The 19276-nt window shown below is 75.0% G+C and carries 21 protein-coding genes; 12 read left to right on the top strand and 9 right to left on the bottom strand.

The genetic code is table 11. The features are described from left to right. Positions 1-154: 154 nt before the first annotated feature. The 4 genes from BLP29_RS21315 to BLP29_RS16545 all read right to left on the bottom strand — a co-directional run bounded on the left by BLP29_RS21315 (position 155) and on the right by BLP29_RS16545 (position 3797). Positions 155-325, bottom strand: a complete 171-nt coding sequence (locus BLP29_RS21315) for a hypothetical protein (protein ID WP_207798557.1) — start codon at positions 323-325, stop codon at positions 155-157. Positions 326-660: 335 nt separating this feature from the next. Next, complete coding sequence (locus BLP29_RS16555) at positions 661-1497, bottom strand: phosphoenolpyruvate hydrolase family protein (RefSeq protein WP_092806582.1); 837 nt, start codon at positions 1495-1497, stop codon at positions 661-663. After that, positions 1497-2726, bottom strand: coding sequence for a Tm-1-like ATP-binding domain-containing protein (locus BLP29_RS16550; RefSeq protein WP_092806580.1), 1230 nt, complete (start codon positions 2724-2726; stop codon positions 1497-1499). Before BLP29_RS16550 ends, BLP29_RS16555 begins: the two co-directional genes overlap by 1 nt. 33 nt (positions 2727-2759) lie before the next feature. Next, positions 2760-3797, bottom strand: a complete 1038-nt coding sequence (locus tag BLP29_RS16545) for an aldo/keto reductase (protein WP_092806578.1) — start codon at positions 3795-3797, stop codon at positions 2760-2762. Between the two features lie 234 nt (positions 3798-4031). On the opposite strand from BLP29_RS16545, the gene BLP29_RS16540 reads away from it, so the two are divergent. Genes BLP29_RS16540 through BLP29_RS16530 form a run of 3 tightly spaced genes read left to right on the top strand, consistent with a single transcriptional unit; the run spans position 4032 to position 5836 of the window. Next, a complete protein-coding gene (locus tag BLP29_RS16540; protein WP_092806576.1) occupies positions 4032-4298 on the top strand; it encodes a hypothetical protein in 267 nt (88 codons plus the stop codon). 42 nt (positions 4299-4340) lie between these two features. Continuing rightward, positions 4341-4979, top strand: coding sequence for a MerR family transcriptional regulator (locus tag BLP29_RS16535; protein WP_092806574.1), 639 nt, complete (start codon positions 4341-4343; stop codon positions 4977-4979). After that, complete coding sequence (locus BLP29_RS16530; RefSeq protein ID WP_092806572.1) at positions 4976-5836, top strand: hypothetical protein; 861 nt, start codon at positions 4976-4978, stop codon at positions 5834-5836. The genes BLP29_RS16535 and BLP29_RS16530 overlap by 4 nt, the downstream gene beginning before the upstream one ends. 4 nt (positions 5837-5840) lie before the next feature. On the opposite strand, the gene BLP29_RS16525 is transcribed toward BLP29_RS16530, so the two are convergent. Further along, positions 5841-6512 (bottom strand): hypothetical protein, encoded by a 672-nt coding sequence (locus tag BLP29_RS16525; protein WP_092806570.1) that lies wholly within the window; start codon positions 6510-6512, stop codon positions 5841-5843. 144 nt (positions 6513-6656) lie between these two features. On the opposite strand from BLP29_RS16525, the gene BLP29_RS16520 reads away from it, so the two are divergent. Further along, a complete protein-coding gene (locus BLP29_RS16520; protein WP_133379216.1) occupies positions 6657-7865 on the top strand; it encodes a hypothetical protein in 1209 nt (402 codons plus the stop codon). On the opposite strand, the gene BLP29_RS16515 is transcribed toward BLP29_RS16520, so the two are convergent. Continuing rightward, positions 7862-8407: a GIY-YIG nuclease family protein gene (locus BLP29_RS16515; protein WP_092806566.1), complete on the bottom strand. Its 546-nt coding sequence runs from the start codon at positions 8405-8407 to the stop codon at positions 7862-7864. The two genes, BLP29_RS16520 and BLP29_RS16515, sit on opposite strands and share 4 nt — an antisense overlap. Before the next feature lie 71 nt (positions 8408-8478). Between BLP29_RS16515 and BLP29_RS16510 the strand changes: the two genes are divergently transcribed. Further along, on the top strand, positions 8479-8760 hold the full coding sequence (locus tag BLP29_RS16510) for a hypothetical protein (RefSeq protein WP_133379213.1): 282 nt from the start codon (positions 8479-8481) through the stop codon (positions 8758-8760). Between the two features lie 78 nt (positions 8761-8838). On the opposite strand, the gene BLP29_RS16505 is transcribed toward BLP29_RS16510, so the two are convergent. Beyond that, a complete protein-coding gene (locus BLP29_RS16505) occupies positions 8839-9960 on the bottom strand; it encodes an RNA polymerase sigma factor (protein WP_092806562.1) in 1122 nt (373 codons plus the stop codon). After that, positions 9957-10364 (bottom strand): YciI family protein, encoded by a 408-nt coding sequence (locus BLP29_RS16500; protein WP_092806560.1) that lies wholly within the window; start codon positions 10362-10364, stop codon positions 9957-9959. Before BLP29_RS16500 ends, BLP29_RS16505 begins: the two co-directional genes overlap by 4 nt. Positions 10365-10509: 145 nt before the next feature. Between BLP29_RS16500 and BLP29_RS16495 the strand changes: the two genes are divergently transcribed. Then, a complete protein-coding gene (locus BLP29_RS16495) occupies positions 10510-11064 on the top strand; it encodes a cupin domain-containing protein (RefSeq protein WP_092806558.1) in 555 nt (184 codons plus the stop codon). Between the two features lie 9 nt (positions 11065-11073). Here the strand turns inward: BLP29_RS16495 and BLP29_RS21830 are convergent, their stop codons facing one another. Next, positions 11074-11199, bottom strand: coding sequence for a hypothetical protein (locus tag BLP29_RS21830; protein WP_279385457.1), 126 nt, complete (start codon positions 11197-11199; stop codon positions 11074-11076). Positions 11200-11494: 295 nt separating this feature from the next. Between BLP29_RS21830 and BLP29_RS21310 the strand changes: the two genes are divergently transcribed. The 6 genes from BLP29_RS21310 to BLP29_RS16465 all read left to right on the top strand — a co-directional run bounded on the left by BLP29_RS21310 (position 11495) and on the right by BLP29_RS16465 (position 19229). Further along, a complete protein-coding gene (locus BLP29_RS21310; RefSeq protein ID WP_092806556.1) occupies positions 11495-11989 on the top strand; it encodes a PASTA domain-containing protein in 495 nt (164 codons plus the stop codon). Continuing rightward, positions 11986-12498, top strand: a complete 513-nt coding sequence (locus tag BLP29_RS16485) for a hypothetical protein (protein WP_092806554.1) — start codon at positions 11986-11988, stop codon at positions 12496-12498. Before BLP29_RS21310 ends, BLP29_RS16485 begins: the two co-directional genes overlap by 4 nt. A gap of 49 nt (positions 12499-12547) precedes the next feature. Further along, a complete protein-coding gene (locus BLP29_RS16480) occupies positions 12548-13732 on the top strand; it encodes an FAD-dependent monooxygenase (RefSeq protein WP_092806552.1) in 1185 nt (394 codons plus the stop codon). A 150-nt stretch (positions 13733-13882) separates the two neighbouring features. Further along, positions 13883-14743 (top strand): hypothetical protein, encoded by an 861-nt coding sequence (locus tag BLP29_RS16475; RefSeq protein ID WP_092806550.1) that lies wholly within the window; start codon positions 13883-13885, stop codon positions 14741-14743. An 89-nt stretch (positions 14744-14832) separates the two neighbouring features. After that, positions 14833-17025 (top strand): putative bifunctional diguanylate cyclase/phosphodiesterase, encoded by a 2193-nt coding sequence (locus tag BLP29_RS16470; protein ID WP_133379211.1) that lies wholly within the window; start codon positions 14833-14835, stop codon positions 17023-17025. A gap of 32 nt (positions 17026-17057) precedes the next feature. Beyond that, positions 17058-19229, top strand: coding sequence for a putative bifunctional diguanylate cyclase/phosphodiesterase (locus BLP29_RS16465; protein ID WP_133379209.1), 2172 nt, complete (start codon positions 17058-17060; stop codon positions 19227-19229). The last annotated feature ends 47 nt before the right edge of the window (positions 19230-19276 follow it).

Genomic DNA, 19276 nt, shown 5'->3' with positions numbered 1-19276 from the left:
GCCGGATCTCCCCGGCGTCCAGCAGCTCGTGCGGCAGCCCCCAATCCCTGGCGGCGCGCAGGCTGCCGGCGACGGTAAGGCTGTCCGGGCGGCCGAGAAACACCCCGCCGGTCAGCGTGATCACGTCGGCGCCGGAGTCGTCGGCCAGCTGGTCCTACAGCTCGTAGGCCCGCAGCAGCAGCGGCACGTAGGCCGGGTCCTCGAAGTAGGACTGCCGGGTGATCCGGGAGCCGCCGTAGCTGGAGACCCGGTCGTGCGCCGGGCCGAACCGCTCCAGGCCGAGCACCCGCTGCTTCCGGCGCGGCGGCCGCGCTACCCATGCCACCGAAGCCCACCCCGATTAAGCCATACGTTGGCGCGCCGCGGTCTTCCTGTGTCGTCGTCAGTGCCGAATCCGCGTCATGCTCGGACCGACCAGCGCATCCTTGGCCACGGCCGCGGCGACTGACCAGGCGCGGGAGACAATCGTCATCGGCGTGCAGAGCACGGCAGCTTGGCGTCGGCAGTCGCCCGACCAATCGGCTGGCCGATCGCCGCGTTCGCCACCTGGCCCCGCCGCCCCGGACCAGTACCCGGCCCATCACCCTTCGACCCGCGGGGCCAGGAGGAAATTGATCCGACGGGACGGTATAGATGGCCGGGCAATATGCGATGGATTGTTCACGCGCCGGCTGACCTCAGCCGCAGCGCTTTGAATTCGGCCGCCTGAGCGGCGATCGCCTTCTCCGTCGGCAGCCGCTCCATCGACGACGCCCCGAAGAACCCGGCCACTCCGGTGGTGCGCTCCAGCACGTACTGCGCATCGGCAGGCTCGGCGATCGGCCCGCCGTGGCACAGCACCAGCACATCGGGGCGCACCGCCACCGCGGCGTCGCGCAGCTCCTGCACCCGCGCGACCGCGTCGTCCAGGGTCATCGCCGTCTGCGCGCCGATGGTCCCGCTCGTCGTCAGCCCCATGTGCGGCACCAGCACGTCGGCCCCCGCCTCGGTCATCGCCACCGCCTGCTCGGCGTCGAACACGTAGGGCGCCGTCACCAGGCCGCGCTCGTGCGCGGCGCGGATCATCTCGACCTCGAGGTCGAAGCCCATCCCGGTCTCCTCGAGGTTGGCCCGGAAGGTCCCGTCGATCAGCCCGACCGTCGGGAAGTTCTGCACCCCTGCGAAGCCGATCCGCACCAGCTCGTCGAGGAACGGACCCATCAGCCGGAACGGGTCGGTGCCGCACACCCCGGCCAGCACCGGGGTGTCCCGCACGACCGGCAGCACCTCGCGGGCCATGTCGACCACGATCGCGTTCGCGTCGCCGTAGGGCATCAGCCCGGCCAGCGACCCTCGGCCGGCCATCCGGTAGCGCCCCGAGTTGTAGATGATCAGCAGGTCGACCCCGCCGTCCTCCGCCGCCTTCGCCGACAGGCCCGTGCCGGCGCCCGCGCCGATGATCGGTCGGCCCGCGGCGGCGGTCTCCTGCAGGCGCGCTCGTGCGGTCGCGGCGTCCATCAGTTCCCTCCAGTGGTGATCAGGGCGTGCAGCCGCTCGGCGGCCAGCCGGCCGAAGCCGGGGTCGTTGATCGCGCCGTCCCAGTCGGTCACCGGCACGCCGGTGCCGGCCAGCCCCTCCCGGACGGCGCCGAACAGCGCCTCGTCGGCAGCGGGGTCGGCGAACGGCCCACCGGGGACGTCGATCCCCGACACCCCGCCCGCCGGCAGCAGCACCTCGGCCGGACCGGTGGCCGCGGCGACCTTGGCCGCGACCCGCCGTCCCAGCTCCGCGCTCTCTGCAGGCGTGGTGCGCATCAGCGTCACGGTGGGGTTGTGCACCAGGAACTGCCGGTCGCCGAACTCGGCGGGCAACGTCTCCCGGCCGCCGAAGTTGACCATGTCCAACGCCCCAACGCTCACCACCTGCGGGATTCCGCGCCTCCCGGCCGCCTCCAGCCGGTGCGGCCCCGCGGTGAGCACCCCGCCCACCAGGTCGTCGGCCAGCTCGGTCGTCGTCAGGTCGAGCACCCCGGCGAGCAGCCCCGCGTCGGCCAGGCCCTCCATCGCCCGCCCGCCGGCGCCGGTGGCGTGGAAGACCAGCACCTCGTAGCCCAGCTCGGTCAGCCGGGCCCGGGCCTCGTCAACCGCGGGCGTCGTCAGCCCGAACATGCTCGCGCCGACCAGCGGCCTCTCGTCGGCCGCCGGCTCCGCCGTCCGTCGCTGGTAGGCCGCCGCCATGCCGGCCGCGGCGGCCGCCGCGTTGCCGAGCACCGCCCGCGAGATCGAGTTCAGCCCCGAGATGTCGACGACGGAGTACATCAGCGTCACGTCGGACTGCCCCACGTAGGGCGACACGTCCCCCGACGCCATCGTCGACACCAGCAGCTTGGGCACCCCGACCGGTAGCGCCTGCATCGCCGGCGCCGCGATCGACGAACCACCCGACCCGCCGACGGCCAGCACCGCGTGCAGCCGCCCCTGCTCGAACAGCTCCCGGACGACGGCCGCCGCGCCCCGGCCCATCGCGTCCACCACCGCCCCGCGGTCCCGCGCCGCCAGCATCGGCCCGACGTCCACCCCCGACCGCCCGGCGACCTCGGCCGACGGGACGTCGGCCGGCGGGCCCTCCGTGAAGCTGCCGACGTCGACCGTCACCACCGCGCACCCGTCGGACTCCAGCTGCGCGCGCAGCCAGCCGTACTCCTCGCCCTTGGTGTCGAGCGTGCCCAGCAGAACCACGGTCGCCATCGACCGCCTCCTGTCGTCGAAAGGGATGGTGGGTCAGCGGCGACGCAGCGAGGCGTCGGTGAGCGCGGGCGGGGCGTAGCCGGCGTCATCCGCACGGATGTTGGTGCCCGGCGGCACGATCGCGTCGATGGCGTCCAGGACGTCGTCCGACAGCTCGACGTCGACCGCCGGCAGCTGGCTGGTCAGCTGCTCCATCGTGCGCGGTCCGATGATCGACGACGTCACCCCCGGGTGCCGGATCGTGAACGCGATCGCCAGCTGCGGCAGGCTCACCCCGGCCTGCTCGGCCACCCCGGCCAGCGCGTCGGCGGCGTCCAGCTTGCGCTGGTTGATCGGGTCCGAGAGGTCGTAGCGCGAGGCCATCCGGCCACCCATCGCCGAGGCGCGGTGGGTCTCCGGCGCGTCGGCGCCCTTGCGCCACTTGCCCGACAGCCACCCGCCCGCCAGCGGGCTCCACACCAGCGTGCCCATGCCGTACTCCTGGGTCACCGGCAGCAGCTCCCGCTCGATCCCGCGCACCAGCATCGAGTACGGCGGCTGCTCGGTCACGAACCGTCCGCTCCGTCGATCGGCAGCAGCCCACTGCGCCTGCACCACCTGCGAGGGCAGGAACGTCGAGGAGCCGAAGTAGCGGATCTTGCCCGCCCGCTGCAGGTCGGTCAGAGCGTCGAGGGTCTCCTCGATCTCCGTCTCGGGTGAAGGCCGGTGGATCTGGTACAGGTCGATGTGGTCGGTCTGCAGCCGCCGCAGGCTGTTCTCCACCTCGGTCACCAACCAGCGCCGGCTGTTGCCCTGCTGGTTGGGGTCCTCCCCCATCGCGCCGTGCGCCTTGGTCGCCAGCACCACGTTCTCCCGCCGGCCCCCGGCGAGGGCCTTGCCGACGATCTCCTCAGACTCCCCCGCCGAGTACACGTCCGCGGTGTCCACGAAGTTGATCCCGGCGTCCAGCGCGGCGTGGATGATCCGCACCGACTCGTCGTGGTCGGGGTTGCCCCACTGGCCGAACATCATCGCCCCGAGGCAGAGCGGGCTGACCTTGACGCCGGTGCGGCCGAGCGTGCGCATCTCCATGGTGGTTGCCCGTCCCCACCATCACGGCTCGGGAAACCGATCTGGGTAGCGCTACGGGTCCCGGCAGCCCCTCCGGCGCAGACGATGGCGGACGTGCCTCCCGCCGACCCCGCCCTGTCGCAGTGCACGCCCCCGTGGCCACCCATGCCCCCGGCGACCGCGCGCCCTCCGGTCCGTCGGTCGACGGCTGGGTGGTGGATCGGGTTCGCCATTGCCTGGGCGGTCGGGTCGCTGATGCTCGTGCTCGGTCACGGCTTCGCCGTGCAGGCCCGCCAGGTGGAGGCCGACGACCCGTTGGCCGAGGTGGCCGGTCAGGCCTTCGTCGGATTGTTCGGCCTGGTCATCACCGCCGGGGCCGCCAGCTGCTTCGTCGCGGCCACCGTGTTCGGCGCCGTCGGGCTGCGCGGCGTCGTCCGGTGGGTCGCACCCCTCGTGTCCGGGCTCGCGGCGCTGGGCTCACTCGTGGCCCTCGGGGCGTGGTTCCTCCCCTGGCTCTTCTGACCACCTGTTGACAGCGAAGCTATCGATAGTGATGCTGTCGACATGCGCATCGCCGAGCTGGCCCGCGAGAGCGGCGTCAGCGCGACATCCATCAAGTGGTACGTGAGCGAGGGCCTGCTGCCCCCTGGCGAACGCACCGGCTACAACCAGACCGAGTACGGCGAGCAGCACCTCGCCCGGCTCCGGCTGATCCGGTCGCTCGTCGAGGTCGGCGGTCTCAGCGTCGCCGCCGCGAAGAACGTCCTCGCCGCGGCCGACGACCCCGCCCACCCGTTCGGCAACACCCTGGGCATCGCCCAGGCCTCGCTGCCCACCGTCACCCACCCCCCGTCGGCGGAGTCGGTGCAGCGGATCGCCGACGTCGCCCGCCGCCAGGGGTGGACGTTCACCGAGGACGGCCCCGGCATCACCGCCGCCGCCACCGTCCTCGACCGGTACCACGCCCTGGGTCGCGACGACCTCGCCGCGACCCTGCCCGCCTACGCCCGTGCCGCCGAGGTGGTCGCCGAGGCCGACCTCGACACCGTCACCAAGAACCTGGACGCCGGCCCCGCGACCGCCGCCCAGACCGTCGTCGTCGGCACCGTGCTGGGCGACGCCCTCCTCGCGGGGCTGCGCCGCATGGCGCAGGCCAACGAATCCGTCCGCCGTTTCGGCCACGTCCCCGGGAACCCGTCATGACCGCCGTCCTCGACCGCCCCACCACCCGCACGACGCCGACGCTGAACCGCCCGCTGCTGGCCCTCGCCGCGCTGATGGGCGTCACCGCGGTGGTCACCGCCGTCCTCGCCGTGGTCGACCCGGTGACCATCACCGGCACGAACGGCTGGCTCAAGCCGCTGAAGTTCTCCCTCTCCATCGCGCTCTACGCGGTGACCATCGCCTGGCTGCTCACCCTGCTGCCCGCCCGGCGGCAGAAGCTGGGCCGCGGCATCGCCTGGGTGGTCGTGGTCGGGATGGTGGTGGAGATGGTCGCCATCGTCGGCGCCGCCGCAGCCGGCACCACCAGCCACTTCAACGTGTCCACCCCGCTGCACACCGCCGTCTGGGCGTCGATGGGCACCGCGATCGCCGCGGTCTGGCTGGTCACCCTGGTGCTGGGCGTCCTGCTGTGGCGTGCCTCGGACGACGCCGCCCGCCGGCTCGCCGTCCGGGCCGGGTTGGTGATCGGGTTGGCCGGCATGGCGGTGGCCTTCTTCATGACCTCCCCCACGCCCGGCCAGCTCGACAGCTTCTCCGGCATCGCCGGCGCCCACACCGTCGGCGTCCCCGACGGCGGTGCGGGCCTTCCGCTGCTGGGCTGGTCGACCGTGGGCGGCGACCTGCGGGTGCCGCACTTCGTCGGCATGCACGCCCTGCAGGTGCTCCCGCTGCTCGCCTTCGCCCTCGAGGCGCTGCGCCGCCGCGTGCCGGCCCTGCAGAGCTCGCGCACCCGGTTCGGGGTCGTCGCGGTCGCAGCGGCGGGCTACGCGGTGGTCGTCGTCCTGCTCACCCTGCAGGCGCTGGCCGGCATCCCGGTCACCTCGACCTTCGGCTGAGAGCTCAGACGAAGGCGCGCTCGCGGATGCGGTCCCCGACGTCGGCGGGCAGCGGGACGTCGATCAGCATCTCGTCCACGTTGAAGAACCCCGCCCGGGCCTCCCGCGCCGCGACGACCGCAGCGGCCTGCTCGGGCGTCAGGTCGCAGCGCTGTGCGATGACCTGCACCGGTGCCGTGTTGATGTCCACCAGGCCGCCGTCGTCGTAGCCGCGCCCGAGGTCCGGCCGGCCGATCCCCAGCTCGCGGGCCATCGAGCGGTCGCGGGCCAGCAGGTCACGGGCGTCCGCACGCTTCTGCCGCCCCGCGAGCACGGCGGCGACGGCCGGGTCGGCGGGCACCGGCGGGGCCGGTACGGGTGCAGGAGCGGCGTAGACCTCGCGGCGCAGCCCGTTGAGGCGCACCGCCGCCACCACCATCGCGATCAGCGCGGAGAACCCGCCGAGCGTGCTGACGGCCGAGTCGACCGGGGTGCCGTCGGCGGCCGGCCGCGGGGTCAGCACCGCCAGCACCACCAGGTACCCGGTGACCGCGGTGAAGGCGACGGCCCAGCGGCGCACGTCGGCCCGCTGCAGACGCTGCGCCGCGTGCCAGAACGGCACGCACGCCAGGAACCCGAACGACAGGACGGCGAGCAGCAGGTACCAGACCCCGCGACCGGGACGGTTCGCGGTCACCGGGCCGCCGCGACGGCGCGGTGGGGACGGACGACGGTGCTGCGCATGGGGACCCCCGTGTTCGGACCAGCGGAACCGATCTGACACGCAACAGTGCAGTGCCCGCGTCCGGACACGCCGAGCGGGTGCTGGTGGGATGTGCGCATGCCGCGTCCCCGGGCCGTCGCCCTCCTCGCCGTCCCGCTGCTGACGCTGGCCGCCCGCAGCACCGACGTCGAGGGTCAGGGCTTCCCGGCCGGGGCCGCGCTGGAGGTCGTCGCCGACGTCGACACCGGGTACGACGGCACCGGGAACACCGACCGCGTGGTCGCCACGATGCTCGACAGCGCTGGCGAGGCGGTCGCGGTGACCTCCGGCGCCGGGGTCGACAGCACCATCCGGCTCGTCCGGTACGGCACCGGTGACGAGGCGGTCCCCGTCGCCGCGGCCACCGGCACGATCTCGGCCGCCGCGATCGCCCCGGACGACACGGTGGTCATGCTCGGCGACGCCGAGACCCCCGGCGTCATCGGGACGTCGGCGGTCATCCGGGTCGCCCCCGACGGCACCGAGACCGCCGTCCCCCTGCAGCTGTCGGACGCCGACCCCATCACCTCGCTGTCGTCCACCGGGATCGTCTTCACCCCGGACGCCTCGCGGGTGCTGCTCCCGGACATCCCCGTCTCCTACGACCAGGGGTTCCCCGAGCTGCAGGGCATCCTCCAGCTCTCGATGGTCGACACGACCAGCGGCGTCTCCACCGGCTACCTGGGCATCCGCTTCAGCGACCCGGTCGCCGACGTCCCGGGCACCACCCCACCGGTCACCCTCGGGCCGGTCGCACTGGCCCCCGACGGCAGCGGCGCCGTCACGGTCACCCTCGCCGACGGCAGCTGGCAGCTGCTGCGCTTCGACACCGCCTTCCAGCTGGTCGGCGACCCTGTGCAGCTCGGCACGGGCTCGGGCTGGATCAGCACGGACGCCGCCGGCACCGTGTACGCCGTCGACGCGGTGCCCGTCGGAGAGGACATCGCCGGTGCCCCGGTGCTCGCGGTGCGCGCCGGCAGCACCGAGGTGGAGACCGTCGGCCAGGTCCCCGCCGGCGTGTTCCAGTTCGCCGGGATGGTCGCCGACCGCGCCGGCACCTTCCTCTACCTCGCGGGCACCAGCGACCTCACCGACGCCGGTGACTTCCCGATGCAGGTGCGGGCGATCGACCTCGCCTCGGGCGCCGCGTCGTCCCCGGTCCAGCTGTGCGCCGAGGGCTACCTCGACCCACCGCGCCTGACCCCGGACGGCGCGGGCGTGCTCATCGCCGCCGAGTGCAACGACGCCGGACTGCTGCAGGACCGGGTCTACGTCCTGCAGCCCTAGCGAGCGGCCTTGGCCGCCTCGCGCCAGCGCCGCCGCGCCTCGGACACCACAGCGTGCATGGGGTGGCCGCGGTTCTCCGCCTGGTTCAGCGGCGGCTCCAGCTCGGCGATGACGTCGGCCTCGACGGTCCACGGGGTCGGGTGCTCGGCCCAGGTGACCTGCAGCCGCTCCGCCATCCACGCCGAGAGCGCCACCTCGTCGCGGTTGACCAGCACGGGCCGCGTCGTCCACCGGCTGTGCCAGCCCTGCTGGTCGGTGAGCAGCGCCGCCAGCGACCGCCGCAGGGTCGACGAGCCCGTCGTCCCGCGGATGTGGTCGCCCACCACCCGCGACCGCAGGGTCGTGCTGGACGTCGTCCCGTTGGGCGCGATGCCGACGTAGAGCAGCTGCGCCGGGGCGGCCGGGTGCTTGGGGCCCGAGATGCCCGGCAGCGCGCCGAACCGGCCCCACCAGGCGTAGAGCCCCGGCGCCTTCGGGACGGCGTCGGGCGCCTCCGGCACCGGCACGGGCGTCGAGCAGAGAGCAGCCACCACGTCGTCCACGCCCCCAGTCAACCCGGCCGCGACGTCGGCGTCGCAGCCGGCGGCGCAGCTCCACCTCCTACGCTGCAGACGTGCCCCAGCCGCCGTCCGACCCACCCCGGCACCGGTCCCCCGTCGTCCGGGTGCTCGGCGCCGTCGGCGCCGTCGGCATGGCCAGCCCGCTGATCTGGGTCGTCGCCCTGGCCCTTCTGTGGCTGTTCGCCCGCGATGCCCTGACCGGTGGGCTCGTCTTCTACGTCTTCGGGTCGACCCTGCTCGCCATGGTCGTCGGCGTCCTGCTGTTCGCCTGGGCCGACCGCCTCGACCAGCGCCACCGGCGCCCGGACCGGGACGTCGGCACCGGCCCGACCTGACCACGGTGGCCTCGGCGTGCCCCGATGCACCTCCGCGGCCCGGAACAGGCCCCCGAGCGGGCCGCCGGAGTTCGACGGTCAGGCGCTGAGCCGGGAGGCCTGGCGCAGCAGGTGGGCGCGCTCGGCGGCGTTGGTGGCGGCAGCCGCAGCCTGCGCGTAGAGCTCGGCGGCGCGGGCCAGGTCGCCGTCCGCCTCGTGCAGGTGCGCCGCTACCGCGGCCCACCGCGGCAGCCCGGGGTCCAGGTCGGCGAGCGCGGCAAGGCCGGCGCGCGGGCCGTCGGCCTCGCCCACTGCCACCGCCCGGTTGAGGCGGGCCACCGGCGACCCGGTGAGCGCGACCAGCTCGTCGTACCACTCCACGACCTGCACCCAGTCGGTCTCGGCGGCCGACGCGGCGTCGCAGTGCAGCGCCGCGATCGCCGCCTGCGCCTGGTACTCCCCCAGCTGGTCCCGGCCCAGCGCGGCCTGCAGGAGCGACACCCCCTCGGTGATGAGCCGGGCGTCCCACAGCGACCGGTCCTGCGACGCCAGCGGCACGAGCGCGCCGTCCGCCGAGAACCGGGCCGGACGGCGGGCCGCGTGCAGCAGCATCAGCGCCAGCAGCCCGGCGACCTCGGGGTGGTCGAACCCACGGTGCAGCTGGCGGGTGAGCCGCACCGCCTCGGCGAGCAGGTCGACGTCCCCGCCGTAGCCCTCGTTGAACACCAGGTACAGCGTGCGCAGCACGGTCGCGACGTCACCGGGCTCGCCGAGACCGACCCCGGAGATCGTCCTCTTCGCCCGGCTGATCCGCTGCGCCATCGTGGCCTCGGGCACCAGGTAGGCCTCGGCGATCTGCCGGGTGGTCAGCCCGCCGACCGCCCGCAGCGTCAGCGCGACCGCCGAGGACGGGGTGAGCGACGGGTGCGCGCACAGGAAGTACAGCTGCAACGAGTCGTCCCGGCCCGGCACCTCGACGGGTTCCTCGGGCACCTCCTCCCGGCGCCGGCGGGCGACGTCGGAGCGGACGGCGTCCAGGTACCGCCGCCACGCGACGGTCACCAACCAGGCCCGGACGTCGCGGGGCGGGTCCGCCGTCCAGGTGCGCAGGCCCTCGACCAGCGCATCCTGGACGGCGTCCTCCGCGGCGGCGAAGTCCGCACCCCGGCGGACGAGCGCCGCCAGCACCTGCGGCACCGCGGCCCGCAGGTCGTCGGTCACTCGGTGACGGTCGGCGGCTCGCTCATCACCGGCCGCAGCTCCAGCCACTCCCCCAGCGGCCGTCCCCCGGCGCCCGGTGCGGCGGACAGCTCACCGGCCAGCTCGACCGCCCGGTCGTGGCTGTCGACGTCGATCATCATCCAGCCGGCGATCAGGTCCTTGGTCTCGGCGAACGGGCCGTCGGTGACCGGCGGCCGACCCTCGCCGTCGAAGCGCACCCACGTGCCCTCGGGCGCGACGGCGTCGGCGGCGACGAACTCGCCGGTGTCCTGCAGCCGGGCGGCGAAGTCGCGCATGTATCGCACGTGGTCGGTCCACTCCTGCGGCGTCCAGCGGTCCAGCGGCACGTCGTTGGTGGGGGCCGGGGCGCCGCGGTAGTGCTTGAGCATCAGGTACTTGGGCATCGGGTTTCTCCTCGCGTCCGTGCGGCCATCCTCGCCGCATCCACCCGGGGGACGGAACCGCAGCGTCCATCTCGACATCGTCGAGCGGAAGACTGCCTAGGTTGGCCACCAGCGCGGCTGGGCCCGCGGGAGGAACGGAGCACGCATGGTCGACGTCGGCGACACCTTCGAGAACGCCGTCACCGGCGAGCGGTTCACGTGGTTGGCCACGAACTCCTCCACCGGCGGCGCGTACTGCGAGTTCGACCTGCACCTGTCCCCAGCCGCGAAGCTGGCCGTCGCGCACCGCCACCCCGGCCAGCTCGAGGCGTTCTCCGTGCTGTCGGGTCGGCTGCACTCCCGGGTCGACGGGGTGGCCCGGGTGGTGGAGGCCGGCGAGGAGCTCGTCGTCCCGGTCGGGGCCGCGCACACCTGGGGCAACCCCACAGACGAGCCGGCCCACGTCCGGGTCCGGCTCACCCCGTCCAAGCTGGCCGACGAGTACTTCGCCGCGTTCTGCCGGATCGCCAGCGAGGGCCGGGCCAACAAGGCCGGGCTGCCGAAGAACCCGCTGCAGTTCGCCGTGCTGCTCGACGCCCACCGCGACGAGTTCCAACTGCCCTCGCCGGCCGCGCAGGTGGTGGCCGCGCCGGTCGTGCGGCTGCTGGCCATGGTCGGCCGCCGGGCCGGGTTCCGGGCCGACGGCACCCGCGCACGCTGACCGGCCCGGTCAGGTCGGGTCGTCGCGCTCCCCGGCGCCGGCCAGCCAGGCGTCCTCGCGGGCGTGGAAGGCGACCAGGTCGTCCCAGCGGTCGTCGCCGAGCAGCCCGCGGTCGAGGGCGACGCCCCGCCGCACCCGGGCCCGAGGAACGGTACGAGGGCCGCAGCGTGGCCAGCAGCTCGGCGTCGAGCTCGGGCACCTGTCCGGCGGTGACCGGGTGCAGCTCGTCCCACTCGACGAGCACGTGGCAGGTCAGGAACCGCCACGCCCTGGCCACCCGCACGGCCCGTCCTCGACATGGGCCGCCGGGTCAGCCGTGCCGCGTGTGGCGGGCGAGACCGAATCGACACCCGGCGGTACCGGACGATGCCGTCTGAGCCGATGACGTCCTCAGCACCGTGCCGCAGGACCGATCAACGGGGGAACCACCATGACGCAACGAGCTCACCAGCAGGACCGACAGCCGACCACGCCGTTCCGCGCGCGCCCCACCGCATGGGCGATCGCCGCGGTCCTGGCCGCGGGTGGCCTCGGCGGGTGCGGCAGCGACGAGCCCGCCGCCGGGGCTGCTACTTCCGCCAGCACGGTCGCAGCCGCCGCCCCGACCACCGAGGCCGCGCCGACCACCCCGGTCCCCGCGCCGGCACCCGCCCCCGCTGCCACCCCGACCACCGTGGCCGCGCCGGTCGTCGACTTCACGATGCCCGACCTGGTCGGCACCGACCTGCAGACCGCGCAGAACACGGTCCAGACCTACGGCGTCTTCTACTCGGTCTCCCACGACCTGCTCGGCTCACGCAACCAGGTGCTCGACTCCAACTGGATCGTCTGCGACCAGAACGTCCCCGCCGGCCAGCAGGTCACCGGCGCGGTCGAGGGCTCAATCGACTTCGGCGTCGTCAAGCGTGAGGAGACCTGCCCGTGACCGCGCCGATCAGCGCCGAGCCCGCGCCCGAGCCGGCGCCCGTCGAGGAGCAGTCGGCCGGTCGCCGCGCCTACCGCTTCAGTCGCGCGCACGTCGCCGTCGCGGCGGGGATCCTCGCGGCGGGCGGGCTGGGGTACGTCCTGGGGCACCAGGCCGGCACGGGCGACGCTGCGGAGGCCTCGTCGGTCGCCGCCGCAGCCGCCGCGGCAGAGGACGACGCCCGTCTGTCCACGGCGTACGAGGCGTGCGAGGGCGACGACAGCACGGGAACGCTGACCCTGTCGGACCAGGGCCGAACGATCGTCGTCGACACCGGCAGCAAGTACGGCAGCACGGCTGGGATGGACTGCGTCCTGCGGGAGCTGTCCACTCCGCAGTCCACGATCGCGGCCATCGGCCGGACGACCTCCCTGATGGGCGTCCAGGACGACGACCAGGACGGGGTCACCTACAGCTGGAGCTACCACCCCGACAACGGGGTCAACATGGTGATCACCCTCGACGACTGACGGGGCGTCGGCTCGGCGCGAGCCGGGCCGCGCACCCAGACTCGGACCCATGACCTCCGTGCTCGTCTCCGGTGCGAGCATCGCCGGACCCACCACCGCCTGGTGGCTCGCCCGCGCCGGCTTCGACGTCACCGTCGTCGAGCGCGCCGACGCACTGCGCGACGAGGGGCAGAACATCGACGTCCGCGGCGCCGCCCGCGAGGTGCTGCGCCGCATGGGCCTGGAGGACGCCGCGCTCGCGCACGGCACCGGCGAGATGGGCACCGTCTTCCTCGGCGCGGGCGGCCGCGAGCTGGCCCGCTTCCCCGCCAGCACCGACGACACCTCCGGGCCCACCGCCGAGCTGGAGATCCTGCGCGGCCGGCTCGCCCAGCTGCTGTTCGAGCACACCGGGGACGCCGTCGCGCACCGCTTCGGCGACCAGGTCACCGCCCTCGACCAGGACCCCGACGGCGTCGACGTCACGTTCCTGTCGGGGACGCAGGAGCGCTACGACCTCGTCGTCCTCGCCGACGGCGTCAACTCCCGCAGCCGCGAGCTCGTGCTGCCCGACGCCCCGCGCCGCTACCTCGGCATGATCATCGCCTACCTGACCATCCCGCGCACCGAGGAGGACACCGACTGGTGGCGCTGGTACGTCGCCGGCCGCGGCCGCGGGGTCAACCTGCGCCCGGACGACGTCGGCACCACCCGCGCGATGCTCAACCTGATGACCGACGTCCGCGGCATCGACGCCCTGGACCGCACCGCCCAGGCCACCCTGCTGCGACGGGCCTTCGCCGGCGCCGGCTGGCAGACCGACCGCGTCCTCGACGCCCTCGACGACGCCCCGATGTACCTCGAGGACCTCAACCAGGTGCACCTCGACCGCTGGTCGGTGGGCCGCGTCGTCCTCACCGGGGACGCCGCCTGGTGCGCCACCCCGGTCAGCGGCATCGGCACCACGCTGGCCCTGTCCGGCGCGTACACGCTGGCTGCGTGCCTGGCTGCGCACGACGACCACCGCGCCGCCTTCGCCGACTACGACGCCCGCATGCGCCCCTTCGTCGAGAAGGGCCAATCGCTGCCACCGGGCACCCCGGGCTTGGCCAACCCGCAGACCGACCTGGGCCGCACGCTCCTGGGGACGGCGCTCAAGCTGGCCGCCAGTCCGGTGGCGACGAAGCTCGGCGGCATCGCCGGCCGGTTCGGCACCCCGCCCGCCGACCAGTACGAGCTGCCGTCCTGGCGTTGATCTTGCAGTTCGGCAACGGCGACGCGCGGGCTGCCGGCGTGTCACCGTTGCCCACGTGCAAGATCAACGCCGGCGGGGGGCGGGGGACGCGCGACACGCCGCGGGCGGGCGCCGGGTGACGACGATCAACGCATGGGGGACGCTCGGGGCATGCGCACCCGAGCTGCCCTCGCCGTCGCCGGGGCCCTGCTGGTGCTGGCCGGCTGCGCGCAGCCGGGCGGGACCGGGGGCTCGGGCAGCACGGGCAGCACGGGCGCGGAGGCCACCGCGCCCGAGCTGCCGACGGACGGCGACGCGCTCGTGCTGCGGGTGACCCAGGACGGCGGCTTCACCCCGGCCGGCGCCGACATCGCCCTGCTCCCCCTGGTCAGCGTCTACCGCGACGGCCGGGTGCTGAGCAACGGACCGGTCGTGGCGATCCACCCCGCGCCGGCGTGGCCCGACGTGCAGGTCAACCGGGTCGACGAGGCCACCCTGACCGAGCTGGTGCAGGCCGCGCAGGACGCCGGCGTCACCGACACCGCCGACCTCGGCGACCCCTCGATCGCCGACGCCCGCACCACGACCGTCACCCTGGGCACGGCCGAGGGCACCACCGACCGCACGGTCTACGCGCTGACCGAGGCGATCGGCGACCCCGCCCTGAGCGCCGAGCAGACCGCGGCCCGCGAGCGGCTGGCCGACCTGGTCGAGCGCCTCACCGACCTCACCGCCACCGAGGCGCTGGGCCCCTGGACCCCGACCGCCGTCGCGGCGCTCACCGGCCCGTACAGCCCGGACCCGTCCATCGCGCGCGAGCCGGTGGCCTGGCCCGGGCCCGCGCTGCCCGGGGAGGACCTCGGCGTCGGGGTGGGCTGCACGGTGGCCACCGGCGAGCAGGCCGCCGCCGTCGTCGCGGCCGCGCAGGGCGCCGACGCGCTCACCCCCTGGACCGACGGCACGAGCACCTGGGCGATCACCTTCCGCCCGCTGCTGCCCGACGAGACCGGGTGCGCCGACCTCACCGCCTGACCACCCGCACCGCGCCGGTCGACCACCCGGGAGGGTGACCCGCGCCGATCGGCGTCAAGACCGGGCCGCCGGTGGTCGAGAAGGCCCACGTGATCCCCGCGTCCGGCCGGCTGCCCCGTGCACTGGCCACAGCCCTCGGGATCGGCACCGGCCTGGCGCTCCCGGCCGCCCTCGTCCCCGCCACCCGGCCCACCGCGGTCGTCGTCATCAGCGTGCTGGCCACCGTCGCCCCCGCCGTCGGCGCCCTGCGGCACCGCGCCGTCGGGCTGCTGCCCTGGGTCGTGGTCACCGGCATGCTCGTCGGCTGGACCCTCTCGATCACCTTCGGCACCCGCTGGCCCGGGTTCGGCGAGCGCGCGCAGGACGCCGGCACCGTGTTCGGCCTGGGCCTGGCGCTCTACCTCTTCACCCGGCACGTGCGCTCGCTGCCCACCGACCGGCGCACCCGCGAGCGCGCCGTCTGGGGCCGGCGCGCCGACCTCGCCGTCCTCGTCGTCCTGTTCGGGCTGGCGGCGGCCCAGGTGGTCACCACCGCGCACGCCCCCGACGCCCCGCCCAGCGCCTTCTGGGCACCGATCGACGTCATGCTCGTCGCGCTCGTGCTGCGCCTGCTGTTCTCCCGTGCGGGGTTGACCACGAGCCTCCGGCTGTTCATCGCCGCCTGCGTCGCGGCCGCGGTCTACGACGCCGTGGCGTCGTCCTCGGGCCTGCGCCTGCAGCCGCTGCACGCCCCGGTCTCGATGGTCTGGGCGCTGGCCATGGCCCTGGTGGTGCTCGCCGCCCTGCACCCGAGCATGACCACCGCCTTCAGCAGCGCCACCCTGCGCCGCCTGCGCCCGGAGTCCGGCCGGGTGCTGGGGCTGGTGGCGCTGGCCCCCGTGCCGCTGGCCCTGGCCCTGCTGCCGGCCCCCGGGCGGCTCCCGCTCATCGTGCACGTCGCCGCCGGCACGGCCGTGTCCGCGCTGGCCATCGTGCGCGGCGCACAGGCCCTCCTCTCCAGCGAGGGCCACGCCGCCCGCGACCCCCTCACGGGGTTGGCCAACCGGCGGGGCCTGCAGATCGCCTTCGACCAGCTCCTGGTCGACGCCCGCCCCGGCGACGCCGAGGTCGGACGGGTGGCGCTGCTGGACCTCGACGACTTCAAGGCCGTCAACGACACCCACGGCCACGAGACCGGCGACCTGCTGCTGTGCGCGGTCGGCGAGCGGTTGTCGGCCGCCGTCGGGGGCGACGGCACCGTGGCCCGCTCGGGCGGGGACGAGTTCGTGCTGGTGCTGCGGCCCGGGGCACCGTCGGTGCAGCAGCTGCTGAGCACGGCGTTCGGCAGCCCCGTGCAGCTGGCCGGCCTGGCCCGGCGCAGCGTCCCCGTGCGGTGCAGCGCCGGCTGGGTGCCGCTGAGCCCCGCCAGCGAGCTGCCGCTGGCCCTCGCCGACGCCGACATCGCCCTGTACGCCAGCAAGGGCGCGCACCGCGGTGCCGCCACCGAGTTCGCCCCGCAGCAGCGCGAGGCGGTGCTGGGCCAGCTCGGCCTCGGCGAGGACCTGCGCCGACTGGTCGCCGGCGACCCCGCCGTCGGGTCCCTGTTCCTGCTGTTCCAGCCGCTGGTCGACATGCGCACCCGCGCGGTGCTGGGCTGCGAGGCGCTCGTGCGCTGGCAGCACCCCACGCGCGGCCTGCTCGGCCCGGACACCTTCCTGCCCGTCGCCGAGCTGCAGGGCCAGGGCGCAGCCGTGGACACCTGGGTGCTCGACCGGGCCTGCGCGGTCGCCGCGACCTGGGCCGAGCAGGGCCTCGAGCGCACCGTCAGCGTCAACCTGGGCCGCTCGTCGATGATCGACCCGGGCCTGTCGGTCCGGGTGCGCCGGGCCCTGCGGTCGACCGGCCTGCCACCGGGACGGCTGCACCTGGAGATCACCGAGCACGACCAGCTGCCCGCCGAGGCCGGCGTCGCCCAGCTGCACGAGCTGGCCGAGCTGGGCGTGCGGGTCAGCCTCGACGACTTCGGCACCGGCTACACCTCGCTGGCCTACCTGCACCGCTACCCGGTCAGCATGCTCAAGCTGGACCGCTCGGTGACCGGCCACGACACCAGCGCCGAGCTCATCTCGGGCATCACCAGCCTGGCCGGCGCCCTGGGCATCGAGGTGCTCGCCGAGGGCGTGGAGTGCGAGGCGCAGCACGCCCGGCTGGTCTCCTTCGGCATCGACGCCGGCCAGGGCTGGCTCTACGGGCAGCCGGTGCCCGCCGACCAGCTGCCCGCGGCCAGCTCCCCCCGGAGGTGACCACCCGGCGCTCCGTGCCGCAGGATGCCGAGGTGGGATCGGCCAGGGGCACGGTGGTCGTGCCCCTGCTGTGCGCCCTCGTGCTGCTGCCGCTGACCGCCTGGCCGCCCACCCGCACCCCGGCCGTGCTGGTGGCCACCGCGCTGGCCGCCCTCGCCCCGCTGGTGGGCGTGCGGCTGCACCGACCCCCCTGGCACCACCCGTGGCTGGCCGTCGCGGCGATGCTGGCCTGCTGGGGCCTGGCGATGGGGCTGGCCGACACCGCCCCCGGGCCGGCCCTCGCGCTGCAGGCCGTCGGCATCGCGGTGGCCGTGGGGCTGTTCGCCGTCCTGTTCGGCCGGTGGTGGCGACGCGGACCTGTCGAGCGGCGCCGCCTCGGGCGGGCCACCTGGGGACGGCGCACGGACCAGCTCGTGGTCGTGGTCGTCGTCACCCTCGCCGTCGGGCAGTCCGCCGCCGCGGCGCTGACCCCCGGCGTCGCGTGGCCGGTGCCCGTCGCGCCCTTCGACCTCGTGCTGGTCTGCCTGCTGCTGCGCTTCGTCGCCTCCCGCGGCGGGCTCGGCCCGGGCATGGTGCTGCTGGTCGCCGGTGGCGTCGGCGCCGCGGTCTACGACTGCCTGGCCAACGACTCCGGCGACCGCATCCCCGGCCCGCAGCACCCGACCGCGGTGCTCTGGACGGCGGCGATGTGCGCCTTCCTCGCCGGGTCGCTGCACCCGAGCATGCGCGCCGCCTTCGACCCGCACGTGCTGGGCCGGTTGCGGTCGGAGTCCGCCCGGCTGGTCGGGCTCACCCCCTTGGTGCTCGTGCCCGTCGCCCTCTCGCTGCTGGGCAGCGGACGCATGCTGCCCGCCACCGTCCACCTGAGCAGCGCCGCGGTGGTCAGCGCGCTGGCCATCGTCCGGGGCGCGCAGACCATCCGCGGCAGCGAGGAGCAGGCCCGCCGCGACCCCCTCACCGGGCTGGCCAACCGGCGGGGCCTGCGGGTCGCCTTCGACGACCTGGTGGGCCCCGGCACCGTCGGGGTCACCGCGCCCGACGCCGTCGTCGGCCGGCTCGCGCTGCTGGACCTCGACGACTTCAAGCACGTCAACGACACCTACGGCCACGAGGCCGGGGACCACCTGCTGGTGTCGGTGGCGCTGCGCCTGCTGGCCGGCGTCGGCGGCGGCGCCACCGTGGCCCGCTCGGGCGGCGACGAGTTCGTGCTGCTGCTCCCGCCCGGCGGCCCGGACGTCGACGACCTGCTGCGCGGGGCGTTCGCCGAACCGGTGGAGCTCGACGGGCGCTCGTTCCCCGTGCGCTGCAGCGCGGGGTGGGTCGAGCTCACCGCGGACAGCAGCCTCCCCCTGGCCCTCGCCGACGCCGACGTCGCCCTCTACGCCAGCAAGGGCACCACCCGCGGCGGAGCCACCCGCTTCGCCGCCGAGCAGCGCGAGGAGGTGCTCGGCAGCCTGGCGCTGGCCGACGACGTCCGCCGGCTCGCCGCCGGTGAGGACGACGTCGGCGAGCTGGTGCTGCTCCACCAGCCGCTGGTCGCCCTGCCCAGCCGCACCGTGCTGGGCTGCGAGGCGCTCGTGCGCTGGCAGCACCCCACCCGCGGTCTGCTGGCCCCCGACACCTTCCTGCCCGTCGCCGAGGAGCAGGGCCACGGCGCCCTGCTCGACGCCTGGGTGCTGCGCACCGCGTGCCGCTCGGCCACCACCTGGCCGGAGCAGTGGACGGTCAGCGTCAACCTCGGCCGCACCTCGATGGTCGACCCGGGGCTGGCCGACGGGGTGCGGGCGACGCTGGCCGGCACGGGGCTGCCCCCGCACCGGCTGCGGCTGGAGATCACCGAGCACGACCAGCTGCCGCCCGACGCCGGCGTCGACGCCCTGCACGAGCTGGCCGCGCTCGGCGTCGGGGTGAGCCTCGACGACTTCGGCACCGGCTACACCTCGGTGGCCTACCTGCAGCGCTACCCGGTCACCGTGCTCAAGCTCGACCGCTCGATCACCGGCTCCGATGCCGCCGGTGCGCTGCTGGGCGGGCTGGTCGCGCTGGCCGCCGCGCTCGGCGTCGACGTCCTGGCCGAGGGCATCGAGGACGACGCGCAGTGCGCCCGGCTCGCCGCCCTCGGGGTGGACGCCGGCCAGGGCTGGCTGTTCGGCCGCCCGGTGCCCGCCGAGCAGCTCGGCACCGCGGTCGGCAACCCCACGTAGCTCACTGGTCACACACCGGAGCGCTGCGCGGGATGTCGCGCTCGGTG

The sequence above is a fragment of the Klenkia marina genome, from assembly GCF_900101025.1.
In the GTDB taxonomy this organism is placed as follows: Bacteria; Actinomycetota; Actinomycetes; order Mycobacteriales; family Geodermatophilaceae; genus Klenkia; species Klenkia marina.
The sequence above is the reverse complement of the archived record's forward strand: the minus strand, read 5'-3'. Positions and strand labels throughout refer to the sequence as shown.

Bases quoted from the DNA above. Each gene is read 5' to 3' on its own strand.
- BLP29_RS16555 (WP_092806582.1), bottom strand. From the start codon at position 1,497: ATGGACGCCGCGACCGCACGAGCGCGCCTGCAGGAGACCGCCGCCGCG.
- BLP29_RS16550 (WP_092806580.1), bottom strand. From the start codon at position 2,726: ATGGCGACCGTGGTTCTGCTGGGCACGCTCGACACCAAGGGCGAGGAG.
- BLP29_RS16545 (WP_092806578.1), bottom strand. From the start codon at position 3,797: ATGGAGATGCGCACGCTCGGCCGCACCGGCGTCAAGGTCAGCCCGCTC.
- BLP29_RS16540 (WP_092806576.1), top strand. From the start codon at position 4,032: ATGCTCGTGCTCGGTCACGGCTTCGCCGTGCAGGCCCGCCAGGTGGAG.
- BLP29_RS16535 (WP_092806574.1), top strand. From the start codon at position 4,341: ATGCGCATCGCCGAGCTGGCCCGCGAGAGCGGCGTCAGCGCGACATCC.
- BLP29_RS16530 (WP_092806572.1), top strand. From the start codon at position 4,976: ATGACCGCCGTCCTCGACCGCCCCACCACCCGCACGACGCCGACGCTG.
- BLP29_RS16520 (WP_133379216.1), top strand. From the start codon at position 6,657: ATGCCGCGTCCCCGGGCCGTCGCCCTCCTCGCCGTCCCGCTGCTGACG.
- BLP29_RS16500 (WP_092806560.1), bottom strand. From the start codon at position 10,364: ATGCCCAAGTACCTGATGCTCAAGCACTACCGCGGCGCCCCGGCCCCC.
- BLP29_RS16495 (WP_092806558.1), top strand. From the start codon at position 10,510: ATGGTCGACGTCGGCGACACCTTCGAGAACGCCGTCACCGGCGAGCGG.
- BLP29_RS21310 (WP_092806556.1), top strand. From the start codon at position 11,495: ATGACGCAACGAGCTCACCAGCAGGACCGACAGCCGACCACGCCGTTC.
- BLP29_RS16480 (WP_092806552.1), top strand. From the start codon at position 12,548: ATGACCTCCGTGCTCGTCTCCGGTGCGAGCATCGCCGGACCCACCACC.
- BLP29_RS16475 (WP_092806550.1), top strand. From the start codon at position 13,883: ATGCGCACCCGAGCTGCCCTCGCCGTCGCCGGGGCCCTGCTGGTGCTG.